This is a genomic window from Streptomyces sp. NPDC053079 (genome assembly GCF_044546695.1).
Lineage (GTDB): Bacteria > Actinomycetota > Actinomycetes > Streptomycetales > Streptomycetaceae > Streptomyces.
This window is the reverse complement of the sequence record NZ_JBITZJ010000001.1, coordinates 191,771-214,909: the sequence shown is the minus strand read 5'-3', so window position 1 is coordinate 214,909 and position 23,139 is coordinate 191,771. Positions and strand designations below refer to the sequence as shown.

The following is a 23,139-nucleotide window of genomic DNA, read 5'->3' as shown; positions in this document are numbered from 1 at the left end:
CCATGAGCGCGTACGCACGGCTCGCCCGCGGCTGCAGGCCGCGTGGCTGCCGTGCGCCCGCACGCCGCGTCCTCGGGCGCCGCGTGCGGTACCACATCGGCTGTGAGCCGGGACAGATCAACGGGATGCGATGGCGCGGCCGCGCCGCGCTCTAGTCTCCCGTCATCGCCGGGTGCGGCGCTCTCGCGCCCGTGGTGGGCCCTTCCTGTCCACCCGTCACCCGGAACCCTCACAGACCTGTTCGAGGAGTACCTCCGTGTCCTCTGACTTCTTCGTTCCCGACCCCGAAGGCCACGTGCCCAACGCCTCCGGCTACTTCGGCGACTTCGGCGGCAAGTTCATCCCCGAGGCCCTCGTCGCCGCCGTCGACGAGGTCGCCGCCGAGTACGAGAAGGCCAAGGCGGACCCCGCCTTCGCCGCCGAGCTCAACGACCTGATGGTCAACTACACCGGCCGCCCCAGCGCCCTGACCGAGGTGCCCCGCTTCGCCGAACACGCGGGCGGCGCACGGGTGTTCCTCAAGCGCGAGGACCTCAACCACACCGGCTCACACAAGATCAACAACGTGCTGGGCCAGGCTCTGCTCACCAAGCGCATGGGCAAGACCCGCGTCATCGCCGAGACGGGAGCCGGCCAGCACGGCGTGGCGACCGCGACGGCCTGCGCGTTGTTCGGCCTCGAATGCACCATCTACATGGGCGAGGTCGACACCCAGCGACAGGCGCTGAACGTGGCCCGCATGCGGATGCTCGGCGCCGAGGTCGTCGCCGTGAAGTCCGGCAGCCGCACGCTCAAGGACGCCATCAACGAGGCCTTCCGCGACTGGGTCGCCAACGTCGACCGCACCCACTACCTCTTCGGCACGGTCGCCGGCCCGCACCCCTTCCCGGCGCTGGTACGCGACTTCCACCGGGTCATCGGCGTGGAGGCCCGCCGCCAGATCCTCGAGCGCGCCGGCCGGCTGCCGGACGCCGCCGTCGCCTGCGTCGGCGGCGGCTCCAACGCCATCGGACTCTTCCACGCCTTCCTCCCCGACGAGGGCGTACGCCTGGTCGGCTGCGAACCGGGCGGCCACGGCGTGGCGTCCGGCGAGCACGCGGCCACCCTCACCGCCGGCACCCCCGGCATCCTGCACGGCTCCCGCAGCTACGTCCTGCAGGACGAGGACGGCCAGATCACCGAGCCCTACTCCATCTCGGCGGGCCTGGACTACCCCGGCATCGGCCCCGAGCACTCCTACCTCAAGGACATCGGCCGCGCCGAGTACCGCGCCGTCACCGACGACGAGGCCATGCAGGCGCTGCGCCTGCTCTCGCGCACCGAGGGCATCATCCCCGCCATCGAGAGCGCCCACGCGCTCGCGGGCGCCCTGGAGCTCGGCCGCGAGCTCGGCAAGGACGGGCTGATCCTGGTCAACCTCTCCGGGCGCGGCGACAAGGACATGGACACGGCGGCGCGTTACTTCGGGCTGTACGACGACGAGGCGGGGGACCGGTAATGGCGGGCAACATCGAACTGCTGAGCTCGGTCCTGGCCGCGGCCAAGGCGGAGAACCGCGCCGCGCTGGTCGGCTACCTCCCGGCCGGCTTCCCCACCGTCGACGACGGCGTACGGGCCATCACCGCAATGCTCGACGGCGGCTGCGACGTCGTCGAGGTCGGCCTGCCGCACAGCGATCCGGTCCTGGACGGCCCCGTCATCCAGACCGCGGACGACATCGCCCTGCGCGGCGGCATCAAGATCACCGACGTCATCCGCACGGTGAAGGAGGCGCACGAGATCACCGGTGCGCCCGTACTGGTGATGACCTACTGGAACCCGGTCGACGCCTACGGCGTGGAGCGCTTCGCCGCCGACCTCGCCGCCGCCGGGGGAGCGGGCTGCATCCTGCCCGACCTGCCGGTCGAGGAGTCCGAGGCCTGGCGCAAGGCCGCCGAACAGCACGGCCTGGCCACGGTGTTCGTGGTCGCGCCGAGCAGCCGAGACGAGCGCCTCGCCAAGATCACCGCGGCGGGCAGCGGCTTCGTCTACGCCGCGTCCCTGATGGGCGTGACGGGGACGCGGGCGTCGGTGGGCCGCGAGGCCGAGGAACTGGTGGCCCGCACCCGCGCGGTGACGTCGCTGCCGGTGTGCGTCGGCCTCGGCGTCTCCAACGCCGAACAGGCGAGCGAGGTCGCCCAGTTCGCCGACGGCGTCATCGTCGGCTCGGCCTTCGTCAAGCGCCTGCTGGACGCCCCCGACCTGGAGTCCGGCCTGACGGCGGTCCGCGCACTGGCGGGCGAACTGGCGGAGGGCGTGCGCAAGCGCGCGTAACTCTTTTGAAGGAAACGACGGCCGGGGGTGCGCTGGTGCGCACCCCCGGTTCGTTGTACGGGGACGTGAGCCAGAAGAACAGCGACGGTAAGCGCAGCGCCCGTGAGCGCCTGCAGGAACAGCGGCAGCTGGAGGAGTCCCGCGCGAAGCGCAAGCGGACCCTGATCGCGGGCGTCGTGGTGGTGGCGGTCCTCGGCGCGGGCGCCGGGATCGCGGCGCTGGTGGCCGGCTCCCAGCAGGGCAAGGACAACAAGCAGACATCCGGCCCGGTCGTCGCCCCCCAGGGCGCCATCGGCAAGGACAACCTCGCCATCCCGGTCGGCAACCCCGCCGCCAAGGCCACCCTCGTGGTGTACGAGGACTTCCGCTGCCCCGGCTGCGGCCAGTTCGAGAACGGCTTCCGCGAGACGATCCACGACCTGCAGAACAAGAACCAGCTCAAGGCCGAGTACCACCTGGTCGCCCTGATCGACAAGAACCTCCCCGGCTCCGGCTCCCTGAACGCGGCCAACGCGGCGGCCTGCGCCCAGGACGCCGGCAAGTTCCTCGCCTACCACGACGAGCTCTACAAGAACCAGCCGCCGGAGACGGACGACGCCTACGGCAAGAAGGCGAAGCTGCTGGAACTGGCCGGCAAGATCGAGGGCCTGAAGACCCCGGCCTTCGAGAAATGCGTCAACGACGGCACCCACAACAGCTGGGTCCAGAAGTCCCAGGACAACTTCAGCACCTCGGGCCTGCGCGGCACCCCGACGGTCATGCTGAACGGCCAGAGCCTCTACGACGACCCGACGAAGCCCCTGACCCCGGACAAGCTGCGGCAGCTGGTGGCGGAGGCGCAGAAGTAGGCGGCCCGGTCCCTCGTTCGCATCAGGTGTGACTTGCCCGGAGTTGCGGTGTAAGTCCCTCAATGCGCATTGATGTTACGTCAAAGCGGGCATGACATACGCCACTTCATGGTCGAGCGTGCCCGCTTTGGGTTGAATAAAGATCGCGTCAGGTAGTAATAATGATCGATTTTGTTCACCCATGAGGGAAACTCGTGCGCTTTATACGGCAAATAGCATTCGCCATGGCATTTGTCATGGCCCTGCTATGCGGAACCGAACAGGTTGCGCTGGCAGTCGATCAATGGAATCGAAGTTCATCCAGCCCCGGAGCTCCCGACCAGCGCTGGGGATCAGCCGCGGGCCGTGACCACCGGGCACCCGGTGGTGCCACCGAGGCGGTGGCCGAGGGCGGCCGCCGCGGCGCGCTGGAGGCCCCTGGCCAGCTGCCGGCGGAGCACAAGCTCAGCGGTCAGGAACTGGGCGGTCGTCCGCAGGCACCCAAGATGGGCCCGGCGGAGCCGGCCGAGGCTCCCGTTCTTCCGGCGCCACAGGGCTTCTCCGAGAAGGACAGCAAGGAGCTGCCCGCCGAGCGCAAGGAGCGGCAGCGCACCTTCCTCAACGAGGACGGCACCTACACCACCCGGCACTACAACGAGCCGGTCAACCGCCGTGCCGCCGACGGCACGTGGGAGCAGATCGACCCCACGCTGACCCGTCCCGAGCAGAAGGCCACGCGCTCGGCGGGCGAGGCCGCTCCCCTCTGGGAGACCCGATCGACCGCCGTCGCCATCCGCTTCTCCGCCACCGCTGACGCGGACCCGGTGCTGCGCATGGGCCTGGGCGACGGGATCGCGCTGGCCTACGGGCTCGAGGGCGCCTCACGTGCGACAGGCACGGTGGACGGCAGCGTCATCACCTACCCCGACGCCCGTCCCTCCGCCGACCTGCAGTACATCGCCAGCAACGACACGGTCAAGGAGACCCTCGTCCTCAAGAGCAAGGACGCGCCCACCGAATGGCGTTTCCCGCTCGGCACCGAGGGCCTGACGGCCAAGCTGGACGACCAGGGCGGGGTGGTGTTCACCGACAAGGCCGCCCGGCAGCGTGCTCGGATACCGGCCGGCTGGATGGAGGACTCCCACCTTGCGGACAACGCCAACCAAGGCGAGATCTCCACGGGCGTCCGCTACGGCCTCGCCACGGACAAGGGCCGCCAGGTCCTCGTTGTCACCCTCGACAAGGACTGGCTGAACGCGCCGGAGCGCGTGTTCCCGGTGAAGGTGGACCCGTCGGTCAAGGGCGTCGACGCGACGTCCGGCACCTACGTCCAGTCCCCCTACAACACCGACTTCTCGAGCGACACGATCCTCAAGGCGGGCACCTACGACGGTGGCACGCACAAGGCCGCGTCTTTCCTGCGCTTCGACGGAGTCGAGAGCTCGCTGAAGAACGCCTGGGTGCTCGACGCGAAGCTGTCGCTGTACAACACCTGGTCGTACTCCTGCGACGCACGGCCGGTGACCGTCCACGCCATCACGTCCGACTGGTCCGAGTCCTCGACCAAGACCTACCCGGGACCGGACACCGGATCGTCCCTGGCTTCGAAGAGCTTCGCGCACGGCTGGCGACCGCCGAACACTCAGTCGTGGTCGTGCGGCGCGGCCTGGGAGTCCATAGGCCTCGGATCGGCCGGCCGTGAGCTGGTGAGCGACTGGACCCACGGACGCAAGAAGAACTACGGACTCGCCGTCAAGGCCTCGGAGTCGGACACCAAGAGCTGGAAGCAGTTCGGCTCCGACGACTACCCGAACGGCAAGCCCAGCCTGGACATCACCTGGACCCGGTACGGCGCCACCTACAAGGTCGGCGACTTCACCAAGCCGGTGACGGCTACTTCCCAGGGCTCCATGAAGGTCACCGTCACCAACCAGGGCCAGGACACCTGGACCAAGGGTGGCAAGATCCAGCTGCGCTACAACCTCTACGACGAGTCGGGCAAGGAGTTCAACGACACGGCGCACGTCGCCTGGACGCCCATGCCGCAGGACGTCGCACCGGGCCAGAGCGTCACTCTCGACGCCAAGATCGCCGCACTGCAGCCGGCCACCTACACCCTGGTGTGGACCATGGACGTCCTGGACGGCCCCCGGTTCACCAGCGAGGGCGTCCCCGGCGCACCGATCAAGTTCGCCGCGGTGAACCTGCCGCCACAGCTCATGGCCGAGTCCCCGGCCAGCGGGGGGATGCTCAACTCCCTGACCCCGACTCTGTGGGCATCCGGCAAGGACGAGGACCACTCCCCGGCCGGCGCCCTGCAGTACTCGTTCGAGGTCTGCGAGGTCGAGGGCAAGGACGCCCGCAAGAACTGCCGCAGCGGCCCCAGGGGAACGTCCCAGCAGTGGGCCGTGCCCAACGGCTGGCTCTCCTGGAGCAAGAGCTACGCCTGGTACGCGTACGTGTACGACGGCAAGGACACCTCCAACCGTCCCGGACCCGCGTACTTCACCACCCAGGTGCCGCAGCCCGCTGTGACCGCCCACCTCGGCGGCGACGGCGGCCGTGAGTTCGGCAGCCGGTCGGGCAACTACGCCACGGCCGCCACCGACGCGTCCGTCCCCACCGTGGGCCCGGAGCTGTCGGTCGCGCGCACGTACAACTCGCTCGACCCACGCGACGACAATGTCTTCGGCAGTGGCTGGTCCACCCGCTGGGACATGCGCGCCGTCGCGGAGAGCACCGGCAACGTCGTGGTGACGACCGCGGGCGGCAGTCGGGTCCGCTTCGGCAGGAACACCGACGGCACCTACGCCGCCCCGTCCGGCAAACCGACCACTCTCGCCTCCGTTACCGGCGGCGGCTGGGTGCTGCGGGACAAGTCAGCCACCGCGTACTCCTTCGACCCCTCCGGCCGACTGACGAAGATCACCGACGGTTCGGGCCGGGAACAGCGCCTGACGTACACCGACGGCAAGCTGACCGAGGCCCGCGACATGCTGTCGGGGCGTTCGCTCGCCTTCAGCTGGAGCGGAGGCAAGGTCGCCTCGGCCACGGCCAAGGGAACCGGCTCCGGCGCCGACGGGCTGACGTGGGCGTACACCTACACCGGTGACCGTCTCACCAAGGTCTGCCCGCCGGGCGTGACCGACAAGTGCACGGTCTACGAGTACGGCGACGGTTCGCTCTACCGCAGCATGGTCCTCGACCAGAACCCCGTCTCCTACTGGCGGCTGGGGGAGGCCCAAGGAGCCATCGCCGCAAGCGAAGCCCCTTCCCGCACCGGCCTCAACCAGGCCCTCTATCGGGACGTGAAGCTGGGCTCCGCCGGAGCCGTGGCGGGCACGAGTGACAAGGCCGCCGCTTTCGACGGCACCAACTCGTACGTGGAGCTGCCCGAGGACACCATCCGGACCTCGACCTCGCTGACGACCGAGCTGTGGTTCAAGACCACCAAGCCCGGCGTTCTGGTCGGTTTCCAGGACGGCCGGCTGGCCGACGGCGAGCCCAACGACTGGACGCCTGCCTTCTCCGTGAACAGCGCGGGCAAGCTGGTCGGACAGTACTGGACCGGAAGGGTCCAGCCCATCGTCAGCGGCACCGCCGTCAACGACGACACCTGGCACCACGCGGCGCTCACCGCCGCCGGTACCACGCAGTCGCTGTACCTCGACGGTGTCCTCGTCGGCTCGCTGACCGGACCGATCGACCACCGCAAGCAGTCCTTCACCTACCTTGGCGCCGGCTATTCCAGCACCAACTGGGACGGCCAGGCCGCCGGCATCCGGCACTTCACCGGCCTCATGGACGAGGTGGCCGTCTACCACCAGTCCCTGGACGCCACCACGGTGGCCGAGCACTACCGCGCCCGCGCCGCGTCGGGCCGGCTGACCAAGGTCACTCCTCCGTCGGGACGCGTCCACGCCCAGGTCGCCTACGACACCGGTACGGGTCGTGTCACGGAGACCACGGACGACAAGGGCGGCACCTGGAAGGTCTCCGCGCCCTCCTATTCCGCCGGCTCGGCGGCGTACGCCGATACGGTCCGTACCTCCGGGCCCGTCGAGTACTGGCGGCTGGGTGACCGCAGCGGTTCCACCGCGTCCAACGAGATCACCGGCGGCGCGGACGGTTCGTACCGCGACGGCGTGATGCTCGGCGCGGTCGGGGCCTTCTCCGACGGTGACGACGGTTCGGTGACGCTCGACGGCTCCACGGGTGCCGTGGAGGTCCCCACGGACCCGCTGAAGGGGGCCGACTCGCTCTCCTTCGAGCTGTGGTTCCGCACGGGGAAGCAGGGCGTCCTGCTGGGTCTGCAGAACGCGGAGCTGGGCAAGACGCCGACCGACTGGAACCCGAGCCTGCTGGTCGACTCGGACGGCAAGCTGCGGGGCCAGCTGTGGCACGGCGGCTCCTGGCAGCCGATCATCTCCGGGAAGAAGGTCACGGACAACGAGTGGCACCATGCCGTTCTGACCGGTGGCACCAGTGGACAGGTGCTGTATCTCGACGGTGCCAAGGCCGGATCCCTCGCGGGTGCCGCCAAGCCGGAGACTCTGGACCACGCCTACCTCGGCGCGGGCCACTCCAGTGAGGGCTGGGACGGCCAGAGCGCCGGAACCCGCTACCTCACCGGTCAGCTCGACGAGGTGGCCTTCTACACCAAGGAGCTGACGCAGGACACGGTCGCCGAGCACTACCGCTCGCGCGCCGGCCTGGTCTCCGGCGACGGTGCCCACTACCGCGGCACGATCACCGCTGACGCGCCGTCCGGCTATTGGCGCCTCGACGAGACTAGCGGCGACAAGGCCCGCAGCAAGACCGCGGTGTACCCCGGCGACGGCACGTACAGCAAGGCCAAGCTCGCTGCCACCGGCGCCTTCGGGCCCGGCGACAACGCCGCCGTGACTCTGGCGGGGGACGGCTCGGTCGAACTGCCCTACGGCATCATGGGCAACACGCCCGCGATGTCGGCGGAGCTGTGGTTCCGTACCGGCAAGGCGAGCGGCGTCCTGCTGGGTCTGCAGAACGCGGAGCTGGGCAAGGTCCCCACCGACTGGAACCCGAGCCTGCTGATCGACTCCGACGGCAAGCTGCGGGGCCAACTGTGGCACGGCGGCTCCGGAAAGCCGATCGTCTCGGGCACGGCCGTCACCGACAACCAGTGGCACCACGCCGTGATCACCGGCGGTGCGAGCAGCCAGTCCCTCTACCTCGACGGTACGAAGGTCGGCAGCCTGAACGAGCCGTCCAAGCCCGAGACGATGGCCCACACCTACCTCGGTGGCGGCTACTCGAGCGAGGGCTGGGACGGCAAGGCGCCCGGAACCCGCTACTTCACGGGTGACCTCGACGAAGCCGCCTTCTACCCGAAGGAGCTGACCGAGGACCAGGTGGCCGAGCACTACCGGGCCATGCGCCACTCGGGGATGTCCTCGCTGACGTCCACCGTCAGCGTCACCGACCCGGCGGGCCGCACCAGCAGCGCGACGTACGACGCCCTGCGCGGCCAGCGCCCGGTGACCGCGACGGACGCGGAAGGCGGCCGGACCACCTACGCGTACGACAGCGGCGGTTTCCTGCACACCGTGACCGACCCCAACGGGCACTTCGCCGTCACGGGGCACGACGCCCGCGGCAACACGGTCTCCAAGACCACCTGCCGTGACGCGAACTCCTGCTGGACATCGTTCACGGACTACTACCTCAACAGCGGCGACCCGCTCGACCCGCGCAACGACAAGCCGACGGCCACGCGCGACGCCCGTTCCACGAGCGCCCGCGACGACCGCTACCGCACGTCCATGACGTACACGGCGCTCGGTCTTCCGGACACGACGGTGCTGGCCGACGGGCGGAAATCCGTCACGGCCTACACGACCGGCAGCGAGTCCGCCGTGGGTGGCGGAACCGTTCCGGCAGGACTGGTCCGCACGATCACCGCACCTGGCGGTGCCGTGACGGAGTACGCCTACACGGCCCAAGGCGACCTCGCCCAGGCCACGGCTCCGTCCGGACTCGTCACGCGCTACGTCTACGACGGCATCGGCCGGAAGGTGTCCGAGACCCAGGTCTCCGACAGCCAGCCGAACGGTGTGACCACGACCTTCGCCTACGACGCCATGTCGCGGATCGTCTCCGAGACCGGTGCCGCGGTGAAGAACGAGGTCACCGGCGCGACCCACACCGCCAAGATTTCGCGTGCCTTCGATCCCGACGGCCTTCTGCTGACCGAATCCACGGAGGACACCACCGGCGGCGACGCCAAGCGCACCGTCTCCCACCACTACGACGAGCACGGCCTGGAAGACAAGTCGACCGACGCCGAGGGCAACCAGACCGTTGTCGCCTACGACGCGTTCGGCCGCAAGGTCCGTACGACCGACCCCCTCGGGACGACCTACGAGTTCCGCTACACGGCCGCCGGCCGTCCCGCGGAAACGGTCCTCAAGGACTGGAAGGGCGACCCCTCCGGGGACGCCAAGGACCTGGTAGTGGTCTCCAACGCCTACGACCCGGCAGGCCGCCTGGCCTCGACGGCCAACGCGATGGGAGCCACTACCGCCTACACCTACTACGACGACGGCAAGCTCGCGTCGAAGACGGCCAAGAGCGTTACCCAGGCGGATGGCAGCAAGCACGACATCGTGCTCGAGGCCAACGCCTACGACGGTGCGGGCAATCTCGTCCAGCGGACCGGCACCGGAGGCACCCCCACCGTCACCAACGAGGTGGACGCCACCGGCCGCGTCAAGCGCAGCGTGCTCGACCCCAACGGCCTCAACCGCTGGACCGAGTTCACCTACGACGACGGCGACCGGCCCGTCGAGCAGAAGACCGCGCTGAACACGCAGCGCTTCACCTACGACAAGGCGGGCAACAAGCTCACCCAGACCGCGGTCGACGGCGACCGCACGCGCACGGCCAAGTTCACGTACGACCAGCGGGGCCTTCCCGTCACGGCCGTCACGCCGCGCGGCACCGAGACCGGTGCGGACGCCGCCGCCTTCACCACCACCAACCGCTATGACGCCCTCGGCCGCCTCGTGGAGCAGACCGCCCCGCAGGTCCAGGCCGAGAAGCCGGGCCAGCAGCCCGAGGCCGTCAAGCCGACCACCCTCAGGGGGTACAACACCTTCGGCGAGGCCACCGAGGCCCGTGCCGCGAACGGGTCGGTGACCCGTACCGCGGTCGACAAGCTCGGCCGGGCCACCGCCGTGACTCTGCCCGACTACACCCCGCCGGGCGGGGAGAAGATCACTGCTGTCTCCCGGGCCTCCTACGACGCCCTGGGCCGCAAGACCACGACCACCGACCCGCTGGGCCGGACCGTGACGTACACCTACGACCAGCTCGGCCACCTGATCCGGCAGTCGCTCCCGGCGACGAACCTGCTGAACAACGACGGCGGCACCCTGCAGCAGCCGTCGACGCTCGACGACAAGGCGAATCGTTTCTCCTGGACGCCCACGGGCCTCCAGCTCTCCGCCACCGGACCCACCGGCGCGCGGACTGAGGCCACCTACGACGAGCTCGGCCGCCAGCTGACGGCGACGACCGTCGAGCGCTACCCGTCGGTGCAGAACCTGACCACGCGCTACGCCTGGGACGACGCGGGTCGCCAGACCTCGTCCACCAGCCCGGCGGGCCGGGTCACGACTGCCACGTACAACGTGGCGGGCGAGGTGCTGACCGCCACGATGCCGGGTGGGGGGACGACGAAGCGCGGCTACGACGTCCTGGGCCGCCAGACCGAGACCGTGGACCCCACGGGCCGCAAGAGCGTCACGCGCTACGACGGCTTCGGCAGCGTGGTGGGCACCGCCGACTACGGCACGGGCACGACTGCTCTGCGGTCCACCGCGGTGGAGTACGACGCCGACGGCAACCGCGTCTCCGCGACCTCGGCGACCGGCGCGAAGGCCACCTTCGCGTACGACGCCCTGGGCCGGATGACGCAGCAGGCCGAGCCGGTCGCGGACGGCAAGTCCCTCACCACATCGTTCGGCTACGACGTGATGGGCAACCGCACGCGCCTGACCGACGGCCGTGGCAACGTCACGACCTACTCCTTCACTCCGTGGGGCCTGCCCGAGTCCACGATCGAGCCCGCCACGGCGGCCCAGCCGAAGCCGGCGGACCGCACGTGGACGAAGATCTACGACGCGGCGGGCCAGAACGTGGCCGAGCTGCTGCCCGGCGGCGTCGAGCGGCGCAGCACGTTCGACGTCTACGGTCGCCTGACCAAGGAGACGGGCACGGGTGCCGAGGCCGAGACGGCCGACCGCACCCTGGAGCACGACCTCGCGGGCCGTCTGACCAAGGTCGGCTCGGGTGACGTGCTCAACCCCAACACCTACACCTACAACGACCGTGGCCAGCTGCTGACCACGAACGGCCCTGGAGGCAAGTCCACCTACTCCTACGACGCCGACGGCGCCATGACGTCCCGGACGGACAAGTCCGGTACGACGACGTACGGCTATGACGTCGCAGGCCGTCTGAACCGGACCGAGGACGCCGTGACCGGCGGTCAGACGATGACCGCCTACGACCCGGCGGGTCGCGTCCTGCAGGAGCAGTACGCCACGAAGCCGGCCGGTGCCATCGACTGGAAGAACGGCGGCAAGCGCGATTACACCTACGACCCGCTCGGCCGTCTGACCGAGTCCAAGGTCATCGGTGCGGACGGCACGACCCAGGTCATGTCGACCGCGTACGCCTACGACCTCAACAACCTCCTGACCACGAAGACCACCAGTGGCGTCTCGGGCGCCGGAAAGGAGACGTACGAGTACGACAAGTCCGGCCGCATGACGTCCTGGACGAGTGGCGACAAGACCACCACCTACGTGTGGGACGACGCGGGCAACCGCGTCAAGGCCGGCGATGTCGCCGCCACCTTCGACGAGGCCAACCGCCAGCTCACGGACGGCACCACCCGGTACGGCTACACGCCGCGTGGCACGCTCTCGTCCGTCGACACGGGCAGCGGCAAGCGCTCGCTGGCCCATGACGCCTTCGAGCGCCGCATCGCCGACGGGGACACGAGGTTCACCTACGACTCGCTCGACCGAGTGAGCCGGCACGGTGACACCGCCTTCACGTACGACGGCGGCTCCAACAACCTGGTCTCGGACGGCACCAGCACCTACAGCCGGACGCCGGGCGGCGCACTGCTCGGCAGCACGGACGGCACGACCGCGCAGCGGTCGGTGACCGACCAGCACACCGACGTGGTGGCCGGCCTGTCGGCCGACGGCACGAAGGTCGTGGGGTCCGCTTCGTACGACCCGTTCGGCACGGTCCGGTCCAAGGCCGGCTCGCGATCCTCGCTGGGCTACCAGTCCGGCTGGACCGACCCGGCGAGCGGCGACGTCAACATGGCCTCCCGCTGGTACCAGCCGGGCACGGGACGCTTCGCGGCCCGTGACACGTGGCAGCTGGACCCGAGCCCGTCGGTTCAGGCGAACCGCTACCTGTACGCCAACGGATCACCCCTCAGCGGGACGGACCCCAGCGGGCATTTCATCCCGCTCGTCATCTGGGGCGGAGCAGCGATCGGAGAAGCGGTCGGCTGGGGCGTCCTCGGCAGTATCGTCGTCGGTGGCGGCGCTACGGTCTACGACACATGGGATCGCAACCGCTCGCACGGTCATTCGAGCAGCAGCTCCTACGACAACTCGTGGTCCCAGAACTGGATCAGCAGCCAGTCGACCAGCATCAATGCCCAGGCTGAGCACTTCAGGAGACTGGCTGCCGAGGAGAACAACAGCAACCTCTGGGAAGACGAGGACGACGGCTGGGGCTATGACGAACCGACCTACTACCGCCCGTACCGTCCCTCTTACCGGTCCACGACCAGCCGGGGCTACGGCAGGACGATAGCCCGCCCCCGACCCCGCGTGCCGGTCCATCCTCCGCCCCCGCCGATCGACCAGAACCCGAACAACGGCAAGAATCCCAAGCCGGCGCCGAATCGCCCGCCGTTGAAGCCGGATTGGGAGCCGAACCGGGGTGGTTGGAAGCCCGGTGATCTCGTCGACCTTGCGGTCACTGCCGTGCGCATCCTTGAGATGTTCAACAGTGACTCGTACCAGCCGAACCAGGCCCAACAGCCGAACGTTCACCAGGCTCCGGGGGCAAACCCTTCGCCGGGTGGCGGAGGACTGTCACAGGGCCAGAATGACGACCCTTGCTCCAAGCCCCGTGCGGCGCGGTACAACTACCAGCCCTTGGACGGACAGGGACGCCCGACGGGTGCTACAGCCTTCATGTGCAGGACCGATATCAAACCGACGGGTAGCAAGCGGGATGATGGCGCCACGGTCTCTGTCAAGGGCTTCCCGGACGGTAATAACATTGGGTCGGACGGAAAGCCGATCTTCAACCGAACCCACATCGTGGGTGACCGTTTCTACGGTGAGTGGAGGTCCGAGAATCTCTTCACCGGATACGCTCGGATGAATACCAGTGGGATGAAGCGATGTGAGAACAGGATGGCCAGTCAGCTGAAGAAGGGTAACTGGGTTGAGTACTCCGGTCGGCTTGACTATGAAAATGGGAACTCTGTCATACCGAAGGGGATCCAAATGACGGCCAGGACCAAGGACGGGCCATTGTTCAACGTCTTTGTCGAGAATCGAGCAGATTGGCAGGCGACCTGTTGATGATCCAGCAACTCGAATCGGTTGTCCCAGATCTTCGGCGTCAGCGTCCATCAACCGGCCGCAATGTGGACTGGTTGATGGTGGAGGGGCGACTCCGTATCGCACTGCCCGCTGACTACAAGGAGCTCGCCGAGGCGTACCCTCCCTTTGTAGTAGATGACTTCCTTAGCGTTCACCTGCCCATTGTTGGGAAGGAGCGCGAATTTTGCGACGGAGTCGCGAGCGATCTCGAGATGCTGGGCGATCTCGCCGAGGAGGGGGATAGTCATGGCTATGTTCCGCATCCGGAGCCGGGGGGTCTCATTCCTTGCGCCTCCTCTTTCTCTGGGGATGTGTTCTACTGGCGGGCCAGTGATTCAAACCCTAGCCAGTGGCCGGTGGTCATCAGCGGAACAAATGATGACTGGTGGGAGTTCCCTGGAGGATTTGTGGAGTTCCTGACCGCCTGGCTGGGAGGGAGCATGGAAAGGCGCGGACTCCCTGAGGCTGTGCCATCTTTGAATCCCAGAGTTCAGCTCTTCGGTGGTTGAACTACAGGAGGTTCCACTGATTCGGAGACCATGACTCCGTGAGTGACGGCCCGCCCGGATAAGCCCGGGCGGGCCGTTGCGCGTCGTCAGCCTCGCGCTTTCGCGGGGAAGCCCTGCAGCGGGCCGTGGCGGCCCGCTGAGGTCCTTGGGCGATGTGGTCCAGAGCTCCGCTCAGCCGTTTCAGTAGTCCCATTGCCGGATCACTCACGCCAGGGAAGGCTCATGCTGCCGGCCCTGACACTCCGTGCCCGTTCCGGTCAGGTACGGGGGAAGCGGAACCAAGCGGTGCCCTCCTTCTTCAGGCACCCGAGCAGGATCGTGGCCGCGAAGACGATAGTGCTCAGGGGCAGCGCACCGTCGATGACGAGGCGCAGCGCATCCTGGGCCACGATGATCGCGCCGAGCGCCACGGAGTCCTTCCCTCAACGTGCTTCCGTGTGCGCGGCACTACTGTCGGTAAGGGCCCCATGGCCCACTCTGGGGTTCGGCGGCATCACACGGTAGGTTCATAGCTGCCATGAATCTCGCATACATCCCCAGTCCCTCCACCGGAGTGGTCCACCTCGGGCCGGTCCCCCTGCGCGGCTACGCCTTCTGCATCATCATCGGCGTCTTCGTCGCTGTCTGGCTCGCCAACCGGCGCTGGGTAGCGCGCGGCGGCAGGGCCGGCACGGTGGCCGACATCGCCGTGTGGGCGGTGCCGTTCGGGCTTGTCGGTGGGCGGCTCTATCACGTGATCACCGACTACGAGCTGTACTTCGGCTCGGGTCGGAACTGGGTGGACGCCTTCAAGATCTGGGAAGGCGGCCTGGGCATCTGGGGCGCGGTGGCGCTCGGGGCGGTCGGGGCGTGGATCGGGTGCCGGCGGCGGGGGATTCCGTTGCCGGCCTGGGCGGACGCCGTCGCGCCCGGGCTCGCGGTGGCCCAGGCCATCGGGCGCTGGGGCAACTGGTTCAACCAGGAGCTCTACGGCAAGCCCACGGACCTGCCATGGGCGCTGAAGATCGACGCGGACCCGGCGATCGGGCGCGTCGCCGGTACGTACCACCCGACGTTCCTGTACGAGTCGCTGTGGTGCCTCGGCGTCGCCGCGCTGGTGATCGTCGCCGACCGCCGCTTCAAGCTCGGGCACGGGCGGGCCTTCGCGCTCTACGTCGCCGCCTACACCGTCGGGCGCTTCTGGACCGAGTACCTGCGCGTCGACGAGGCCCACCACGTGCTGGGCCTGCGCCTCAATGGCTGGACCTCCATCGTCCTCTTCCTCGCCGCCGTCGCCTACATCGTGATCTCCGCGAAGAAGGCCCCCGGACGGGAGCTCGTGGTGGAGCCGGGCGCCGGTGAGGAGGCCACGGACGGCGACAGCGCCGAGGGCGACAGCGCAGACGCCGAGCGTTCGCCTCGTAAGCCCGCCACGCCCTCGAAGCCCTCCAAGGAGAAGAAGGTCTGACGAAGGTCTGACGCTGAGCGTCGCTTCTGGCCCCCACGGACTTCGCCGTGGGGGCCTTTTCGTCGTCGCTTTGTCGCCGCTGGCCGGAATTAGTTCTTCCGCTCACCGGAAATCTCCCCGCCCTCACCACAAAACCGCAGGTCAGAGAGGTAAGTTCGGCCTTCCTTGCTAGCGGATCACCGCCATTCGTGCGTACCTTCGAGTCATGGAGGGGTGGGGCGAAGGGCCCGTGCCCCTGGGGAAGGGAGCGCTCGAAGAGATGGCTGTCCTGGATACGGCCGCGGCGACACACGCCGCCCACCGCGACAATCACACGCACCGCGATGTGAACGGCGGCTGGCTGCGACCGGCGGTGTTCGGGGCCATGGACGGACTCGTCTCCAACGTGGCCCTGATGACGGGCGTCGCCGGCGGCACCGCCTCCTCGCACGCCATCGTCATAGCCGGCCTCGCCGGCCTCGCGGCGGGCGCCTTCTCGATGGCGGCCGGCGAGTACACCTCCGTCGCCTCCCAGCGCGAACTGGTCCTGGCCGAGCTGGACGTGGAGCGCCGCGAGCTGCGCAAGCACCCGGGCGACGAGCTGGCGGAGCTCGCCGCGCTGTACGTCTCGCGCGGCGTCGAGCCGAAGCTGGCGCGCGAGGTCGCCCGGCAGCTGTCGAAGGACCCCGAGCAGGCGCTGGAGATCCACGCCCGCGAAGAGCTCGGCATCGACCCGTCCGACCTGCCCTCGCCCGCCATCGCGGCCGTGTCCTCCTTCGGCTCCTTCGCGCTGGGCGCCCTGCTGCCCGTCCTGCCGTACCTCCTCGGGGCCACCCAGCTATGGCCCGCGGTGCTGCTGGCGCTGGTGGGGCTCTTCGCCTGCGGGGCCGTCGTGGCCCGGGTGACGGCCCGGTCGTGGTGGTTCAGCGGGCTGCGGCAGCTGGTGCTGGGCGGCGCCGCGGCGGGTGTGACATACCTCCTCGGTATTGCCTTCGGTACCGCCGTCGGGTAATTCTTATGCACGCTTCCGCATAACGTGCGTGTTTCTCCGCGGTTTCAGTTCCTCGGTGACAGGGCACAATCCGGAAGCGCAGCGGGCAACGCCGCCCGTGCTGTGCTGATTCTCGGCGCGGCCGGGCCTGGCGATCCCAGGGATCCGGAGCGCCCGCCCGCCACACCGATGTCCACATGATGGACCGACCCTTCCACTTTTCGAGAAGCGCCCCATCATGTAATTTGCACCAACCTTCTTCAGCGAGGGCCAACGTCGTCCCTCGGCACATGCCTCTGACATGACTGCCAGACGACGACGGGAGCGCCGATGCGCCACGCATCCCACCCCGCCCCGCAGGGGATGTACGACCCGCGCAACGAGCACGACGCCTGTGGCGTGGGCTTCGTCGCGACTCTCACCGGCGAGGCGAGCCACGAGCTCGTGCAACAGGCGCTCACCGTCCTGCGCAACATGGAGCACCGCGGCGCCACCGGCTCCGACCCCGACTCCGGCGACGGCGCGGGCATCCTGCTGCAGGTCCCCGACGCCTTCCTCCGCGAGAGCGCCGGCTTCCCGCTCCCCGAGGCCGGCTCCTACGCCGTCGGCATCGGCTTCCTCCCCGCGGACGACCAGGAGGCGGCCGCCGCCGTCTCGCGCATCGAGACGATCGCCGCCGAGGAGGGCCTGACCGTCCTCGGCTGGCGCGAGGTGCCCGTCGCCCCCGACCTGCTCGGCGCCGGCGCCCGCGCCACCATGCCCGCCTTCCGCCAACTGTTCGTCGGCGACGGTGTGAACACCGGCCTCGCCCTCGACCGCAAGGCCTTCGCCCTGCGCAAGCGCGCCGAGCGCGAGGCGGACACGTACTTCCCCTCGCTGTCCGCCCGCACCATCGTCTACAAGGGCATGCTCACCACCGGGCAGCTGGAGCCGTTCTTCCCGGACCTCTCCGACCGCCGCTGCGCCACCGCCGTCGCGCTGGTGCACTCCCGGTTCTCCACCAACACGTTCCCGAGCTGGCCGCTCGCCCACCCCTACCGCTTCGTCGCCCACAACGGCGAGATCAACACGGTCAAGGGCAACCGCAACTGGATGCGGGCACGCGAATCCCAGCTGGCCAGCGAGCTGTTCGGCGCCGACGGCAACCTCGAGCGGATCTTCCCCGTCTGCACCCCCGACGCCTCCGACTCCGCCTCCTTCGACGAGGTCCTGGAGCTCCTCCACCTCGGCGGCCGCTCGCTGCCCCACAGCGTGCTGATGATGATCCCCGAGGCCTGGGAGAACCACGCCTCCATGGACCCGGCCCGGCGCGCCTTCTACCAGTACCACTCCACCCTCATGGAGCCCTGGGACGGCCCGGCCTGCGTCACCTTCACCGACGGCGCCGTCGTGGGCGCCGTCCTCGACCGCAACGGTCTGCGCCCCGGCCGCTACTGGGTCACCGACGACGGCCTCGTCGTGCTCTCCTCCGAGGTCGGCGTCCTCGACATCGACCCCGCCAAGGTCGTCCGCAAGGGCCGCCTGCAGCCCGGCAAGATGTTCCTCGTCGACACCGAGCAGCACCGCATCATCGAGGACGACGAGATCAAGGCCGCCCTCGCCGCCGAGCAGCCCTACCAGGAGTGGCTGGAGGCCGGCCTGATCGACCTGGCCGACCTCCCCGAGCGCGAGCACATCGTGCACACCCACGCCTCGGTCACCCGCCGCCAGCAGACCTTCGGCTACACCGAGGAAGAGCTGCGCGTCATCCTCGCCCCCATGGCCAAGTCCGGCGCCGAGCCCATCGGTTCGATGGGCACCGACTCGCCGATCGCCGCCCTGTCCGAGCGCCCGCGCCTGCTCTTCGACTACTTCACCCAGCTCTTCGCGCAGGTCACCAACCCCCCGCTGGACGCCATCCGCGAGGAGCTCGTCACCTCGCTGATCTCCTCCCTCGGCCCGCAGCGCAACCTCCTCGACCCCACCGCCGCGTCCTGCCGCAGCGTCACCCTGCCGTTCCCCGTCATCGACAACGACGAGCTCGCCAAGCTCATCCACATCAACGCCGACGGCGACCTGCCGGGCCTGAAGGCCGCCACGCTCTCCGGCCTGTACCGGGTCTCCGGCGGTGGCGAGGCGCTGGCCGCCCGCCTCGCGGCGATGTGCGCCGAGGCCGACGCCGCCATCGCCGACGGCGCCCGCCTCATCGTGCTCTCCGACCGGCACTCCGACGCCGAGCACGCCCCCATCCCGTCCCTGCTGCTGACCTCGGCCATCCACCACCACCTCATCCGCACCAAGCAGCGCACCCAGGTGGGGCTGCTGGTGGAGGCCGGGGACGTCCGCGAGGTCCACCACGTCGCGCTGCTCATCGGTTACGGCGCGGCGGCGGTGAACCCGTACCTGGCCATGGAGTCCGTCGAGGACCTCGTCCGGGCAGGGACGTTCCTGCCGGACCTCGCCCCCGAGGACGCCATCCGCAACCTCATCAAGGCGCTCGGCAAGGGCGTCCTGAAGGTCATGTCCAAGATGGGCATCTCGACGGTCGCCTCCTACCGTGGCGCCCAGGTCTTCGAGGCGGTCGGCCTGGACGAGGACTTCGTCGCGACGTACTTCCAGGGCACGGCCACCAAGATCGGCGGCGCCGGCCTGGACGTCGTCGCCCGCGAGGTCGCGGCCAGGCACACCAAGGCCTACCCCGTCACCGGCGTCCCCGCCAGCCACCGCCGCCTCGACATCGGCGGCGAGTACCAGTGGCGCCGCGAGGGCGAGCCGCACCTCTTCGACCCCGACACCGTCTTCCGGCTGCAGCACTCCACCCGTGCCCGCCGCTACGACATCTTCAAGCAGTACACCCGGCGCGTGGACGAGCAGTCCGAGCGGCTGATGACCCTGCGCGGCCTGTTCTCCTTCAAAAGCGACCGCCCCGCCGTCCCCCTCGACGAGGTCGAGCCGGTCAGCGCCATCGTCCAGCGCTTCTCCACCGGCGCCATGTCCTACGGCTCCATCTCCCAGGAGGCCCACGAGACCCTCGCCATCGCCATGAACCGGCTGGGCGCCAAGTCCAACACCGGTGAGGGCGGCGAGGACCCCGAGCGCCTCTACGACCCCGCACGCCGCTCCAGCATCAAGCAGGTGGCCTCCGGACGCTTCGGCGTGACCAGCGAATACCTGGTCAACTCCGATGACATCCAGATCAAGATGGCCCAGGGCGCCAAGCCCGGCGAGGGCGGCCAGCTGCCCGGCCACAAGGTCTACCCCTGGGTCGCGAAGACCCGCCACTCCACCCCCGGCGTCGGCCTGATCTCGCCGCCCCCGCACCACGACATCTACTCCATCGAGGACCTCGCCCAGCTCATCCACGACCTCAAGAACGCCAACCCCGCCGCCCGCATCCATGTGAAGCTGGTGTCCGAGGTCGGCGTCGGCACGGTCGCGGCGGGCGTCTCCAAGGCCCACGCCGACGTCGTCCTGATCTCCGGCCACGACGGCGGCACCGGCGCCTCCCCGCTGACCTCGCTCAAGCACGCAGGCGGCCCCTGGGAGCTGGGCCTGGCCGAGACCCAGCAGACCCTGCTGCTCAACGGGCTGCGCGACCGCATCGTCGTGCAGACCGACGGCCAGCTCAAGACCGGCCGCGACGTCGTCATCGCCGCCCTGCTGGGCGCCGAGGAGTTCGGCTTCGCGACCGCCCCGCTGGTCGTCTCCGGCTGCGTCATGATGCGCGTCTGCCACCTGGACACCTGCCCCGTCGGCATCGCCACCCAGAACCCCGTCCTGCGCGAGCGCTTCAATGGCAAGGCCGAATTCGTCGTCAACTTCTTCGAGTTCATCGCCGAGGAGGTCCGCGAGATCCTCGCCGAACTGGGCTTCCGCACCCTCGAGGAGGCCGTCGGCCAAGCCCAGCTCCTCGACACCGCCAAGGCCGTCGGCCACTGGAAGGCCCAGGGCCTGGACCTCGAGCCCCTGCTGCACGTGCCCGACCTGCCCGCCGGCGCCGTCCGCCATCGCACCACCGCACAGGACCACGGCCTGGCCAAGGCGCTCGACAACCAGCTGATCAAGCTCGCCGCCGACGCACTCAACACCGTCGGCGCCGAGCAGGCCCAGCCCGTCCGCGCCCAGGTACCCATCCGCAACATCAACCGCACCGTCGGCACCATGCTCGGCCACGAGGTCACCAAGAAGTACGGCGGCGCCGGACTGCCCGACGACACCATCGACATCACCTTCACCGGCTCCGCCGGCCAGTCCTTCGGCGCCTTCCTGCCGCGCGGCGTCACCCTGCGCCTGGAGGGCGACGCCAACGACTACGTCGGCAAGGGCCTCTCCGGCGGCCGGATCGTCGTCCGCCCCGACCGCGGCGCCGACCACCTCGCCGAGTACTCCACCATCGCCGGCAACACCCTCGCCTACGGCGCCACCGGCGGCGAGCTGTTCCTGCGAGGCAGCGTCGGCGAGCGGTTCTGCGTCCGCAACTCCGGCGCCACCGTCGTCTCCGAGGGCGTCGGCGACCACGGCTGCGAGTACATGACCGGCGGCCGCGCCGTCGTCCTCGGAGCCACCGGGCGCAACTTCGCGGCCGGCATGTCCGGCGGCGTCGCCTACGTCGTCGACCTCGACCCCGACAACGTCAACAAGGAGCTGGCCGCCGCCGTCGACACCCTCGACGCCGACGACCGGCAGTGGCTGCACGACGTGGTGCGCCGCCACCACGAGGAGACCGCCTCCACCGTCGCGGCGAGCCTCCTCGCCGACTGGGACACGGCCGTGACCCGCTTCAGCAAGGTCATGCCGACCACGTACAAGGCAGTGCTCGCCGCCAAGGACGCCGCCGAGCGAGCCGGTCTCTCCGAGACCGAGACCCACGAGAAGATGATGGAGGCGGCGACCCATGGCTGACCCGAAGGGCTTTCTGACCACCGACCGCGAGGTCGCCCGCACCCGTCCCGTCGCCGAACGCGTCCGCGACTGGAACGAGGTCTACGTCCCCGGCTCCCTGCTGCCCGTCATCTCCAAGCAGGCGAGCCGCTGCATGGACTGCGGCATCCCGTTCTGCCACAACGGCTGCCCGCTCGGAAACCTCATCCCCGAGTGGAACGACTACGCCTACCGCGAGGACTGGGGCGCCGCCTCCGAGCGGCTGCACGCCACCAACAACTTCCCCGAGTTCACCGGGCGGCTGTGCCCCGCGCCGTGTGAGTCCGCGTGCGTCCTCGGCATCAACCAGCAGCCCGTCACCATCAAGAACGTCGAAGTCACCATCATCGACAAGGCCTGGGACACCGGCGACGTCACCCCGCAGCCGCCCGAGCGCCTCTCCGGCAAGACCGTCGCCGTCATCGGCTCCGGCCCCGCCGGACTCGCCGCCGCCCAGCAGCTGACCCGCGCCGGCCACACGGTCGCCGTCTACGAACGCGCCGACCGCATCGGCGGACTGCTGCGCTACGGCATCCCCGAGTTCAAGATGGAGAAGCGCCACATCAACCGCCGCATCGAGCAGATGCGCGCGGAGGGCACCAAGTTCCGCACCGAGGTGGAGATCGGCCGCGACATCGACGCCGCCAAGCTGCGCAAGCGCTACGACGCCGTCGTCATCGCCGCCGGCGCCACCACCTCCCGCGACCTGCCCGTCCCCGGCCGCGACCTGGCGGGCATCCACTTCGCCATGGAGTACCTGCCGCTGGCCAACAAGGTGCAGGAGGGCGACCTCACGGTCTCCCCGATCACCGCCGAGGGCAAGCACGTCGTCGTCATCGGCGGCGGCGACACCGGCGCCGACTGCGTCGGCACCGCCCACCGCCAGGGCGCCGCCTCCGTCACCCAGCTGGAGATCATGCCCCGGCCGGGGGAGGAGCGGAACGCGAACCAGCCCTGGCCGACCTTCCCCATGCTCTACAAGGTCACCTCGGCCCACGAGGAGGGCGGCGAGCGGGTCTACTCCGTCTCCACCACCCGCTTCGAGGGCGATGAGGACGGCAACGTCCAGTGGCTGCACCTGGTTGAGGTCGCGTTCGTCGACGGCAAGCTCGAGCAGAAGCCCGGCACCGAACGTCGCATCCCCGCCCAGCTCGTCACCCTCGCGATGGGTTTCACCGGGACCGATCGACAGAACGGTCTCGTCGAGCAGTTCGGCCTCGCCCTGGACGAGCGCGGCAACATCGCCCGTGACACCGACTACGCCACCAACGTCCCCGGTGTGTTCGTCGCCGGCGACGCGGGCCGCGGCCAGTCACTCATCGTCTGGGCCATCGCCGAGGGCCGCTCCGCCGCCCGCGGCGTGGACCGCTACCTGACCGGAACCAGCACCCTGCCCGCCCCGGTCAGGCCGACGGACCGCGCGCTCAGCGTCTGACCCCCCGGCCGCCGAGCACGCGGCCCGCCCTACCCGGCGCCTGCCTCACCT

Annotated in this window: 11 protein-coding genes; 10 read left to right on the top strand and 1 reads right to left on the bottom strand. The window is 69.4% G+C overall.

The genetic code is table 11. The features are described from left to right. Positions 1 to 2: 2 nt before the first annotated feature. The 6 genes from trpM (at position 3) to ACIGXW_RS00910 (ending at position 14,337) form a co-directional block, all read left to right on the top strand. Positions 3 to 155 carry a tryptophan biosynthesis modulator TrpM gene (trpM, locus tag ACIGXW_RS00935; protein ID WP_399568545.1) on the top strand — a complete coding sequence of 51 codons (153 nt, stop codon included), beginning with the start codon at positions 3 to 5 and terminating at the stop codon, positions 153 to 155. Positions 156 to 256: 101 nt separating this feature from the next. Further along, positions 257 to 1,498 carry a tryptophan synthase subunit beta gene (trpB, locus tag ACIGXW_RS00930; RefSeq protein ID WP_399568543.1) on the top strand — a complete coding sequence of 414 codons (1,242 nt, stop codon included), beginning with the start codon at positions 257 to 259 and terminating at the stop codon, positions 1,496 to 1,498. Beyond that, a complete protein-coding gene (gene trpA, locus ACIGXW_RS00925; RefSeq protein WP_399568541.1) occupies positions 1,498 to 2,313 on the top strand; it encodes a tryptophan synthase subunit alpha in 816 nt (271 codons plus the stop codon). The genes trpB and trpA overlap by 1 nt, the downstream gene beginning before the upstream one ends. Positions 2,314 to 2,378: 65 nt before the next feature. Beyond that, positions 2,379 to 3,161 carry a DsbA family protein gene (locus ACIGXW_RS00920; RefSeq protein WP_399570756.1) on the top strand — a complete coding sequence of 261 codons (783 nt, stop codon included), beginning with the start codon at positions 2,379 to 2,381 and terminating at the stop codon, positions 3,159 to 3,161. Between the two features lie 380 nt (positions 3,162 to 3,541). Continuing rightward, on the top strand, positions 3,542 to 13,807 hold the full coding sequence (locus ACIGXW_RS00915) for a LamG-like jellyroll fold domain-containing protein (RefSeq protein WP_399568538.1): 10,266 nt from the start codon (positions 3,542 to 3,544) through the stop codon (positions 13,805 to 13,807). Beyond that, the gene (locus tag ACIGXW_RS00910) at positions 13,789 to 14,337 is read left to right on the top strand and encodes an SMI1/KNR4 family protein (RefSeq protein WP_399568536.1); all 549 of its coding nucleotides are present in this window, start codon (positions 13,789 to 13,791) and stop codon (positions 14,335 to 14,337) included. The genes ACIGXW_RS00915 and ACIGXW_RS00910 overlap by 19 nt, the downstream gene beginning before the upstream one ends. 257 nt (positions 14,338 to 14,594) lie before the next feature. Here ACIGXW_RS00910 and ACIGXW_RS00905 read toward each other — a convergent pair whose 3' ends face one another. Next, a complete protein-coding gene (locus ACIGXW_RS00905; RefSeq protein WP_399568534.1) occupies positions 14,595 to 14,747 on the bottom strand; it encodes a hypothetical protein in 153 nt (50 codons plus the stop codon). Positions 14,748 to 14,854: 107 nt separating this feature from the next. Here ACIGXW_RS00905 and lgt point away from each other — a divergent pair, with 107 nt between their 5' ends. The 4 genes from lgt to ACIGXW_RS00885 all read left to right on the top strand — a co-directional run bounded on the left by lgt (position 14,855) and on the right by ACIGXW_RS00885 (position 23,088). Beyond that, positions 14,855 to 15,784: a prolipoprotein diacylglyceryl transferase gene (gene lgt, locus ACIGXW_RS00900; RefSeq protein WP_399568532.1), complete on the top strand. Its 930-nt coding sequence runs from the start codon at positions 14,855 to 14,857 to the stop codon at positions 15,782 to 15,784. Between the two features lie 259 nt (positions 15,785 to 16,043). Next, entirely contained in the window at positions 16,044 to 16,775 is a 732-nt protein-coding gene (locus ACIGXW_RS00895) for a VIT1/CCC1 transporter family protein (protein WP_399568530.1), read from the top strand. A gap of 309 nt (positions 16,776 to 17,084) precedes the next feature. Continuing rightward, positions 17,085 to 21,635 (top strand): glutamate synthase large subunit, encoded by a 4,551-nt coding sequence (gene gltB, locus ACIGXW_RS00890; RefSeq protein WP_399568528.1) that lies wholly within the window; start codon positions 17,085 to 17,087, stop codon positions 21,633 to 21,635. Further along, a complete protein-coding gene (locus ACIGXW_RS00885) occupies positions 21,628 to 23,088 on the top strand; it encodes a glutamate synthase subunit beta (RefSeq protein WP_071964950.1) in 1,461 nt (486 codons plus the stop codon). The genes gltB and ACIGXW_RS00885 overlap by 8 nt, the downstream gene beginning before the upstream one ends. Positions 23,089 to 23,139: the final 51 nt, after the last annotated feature.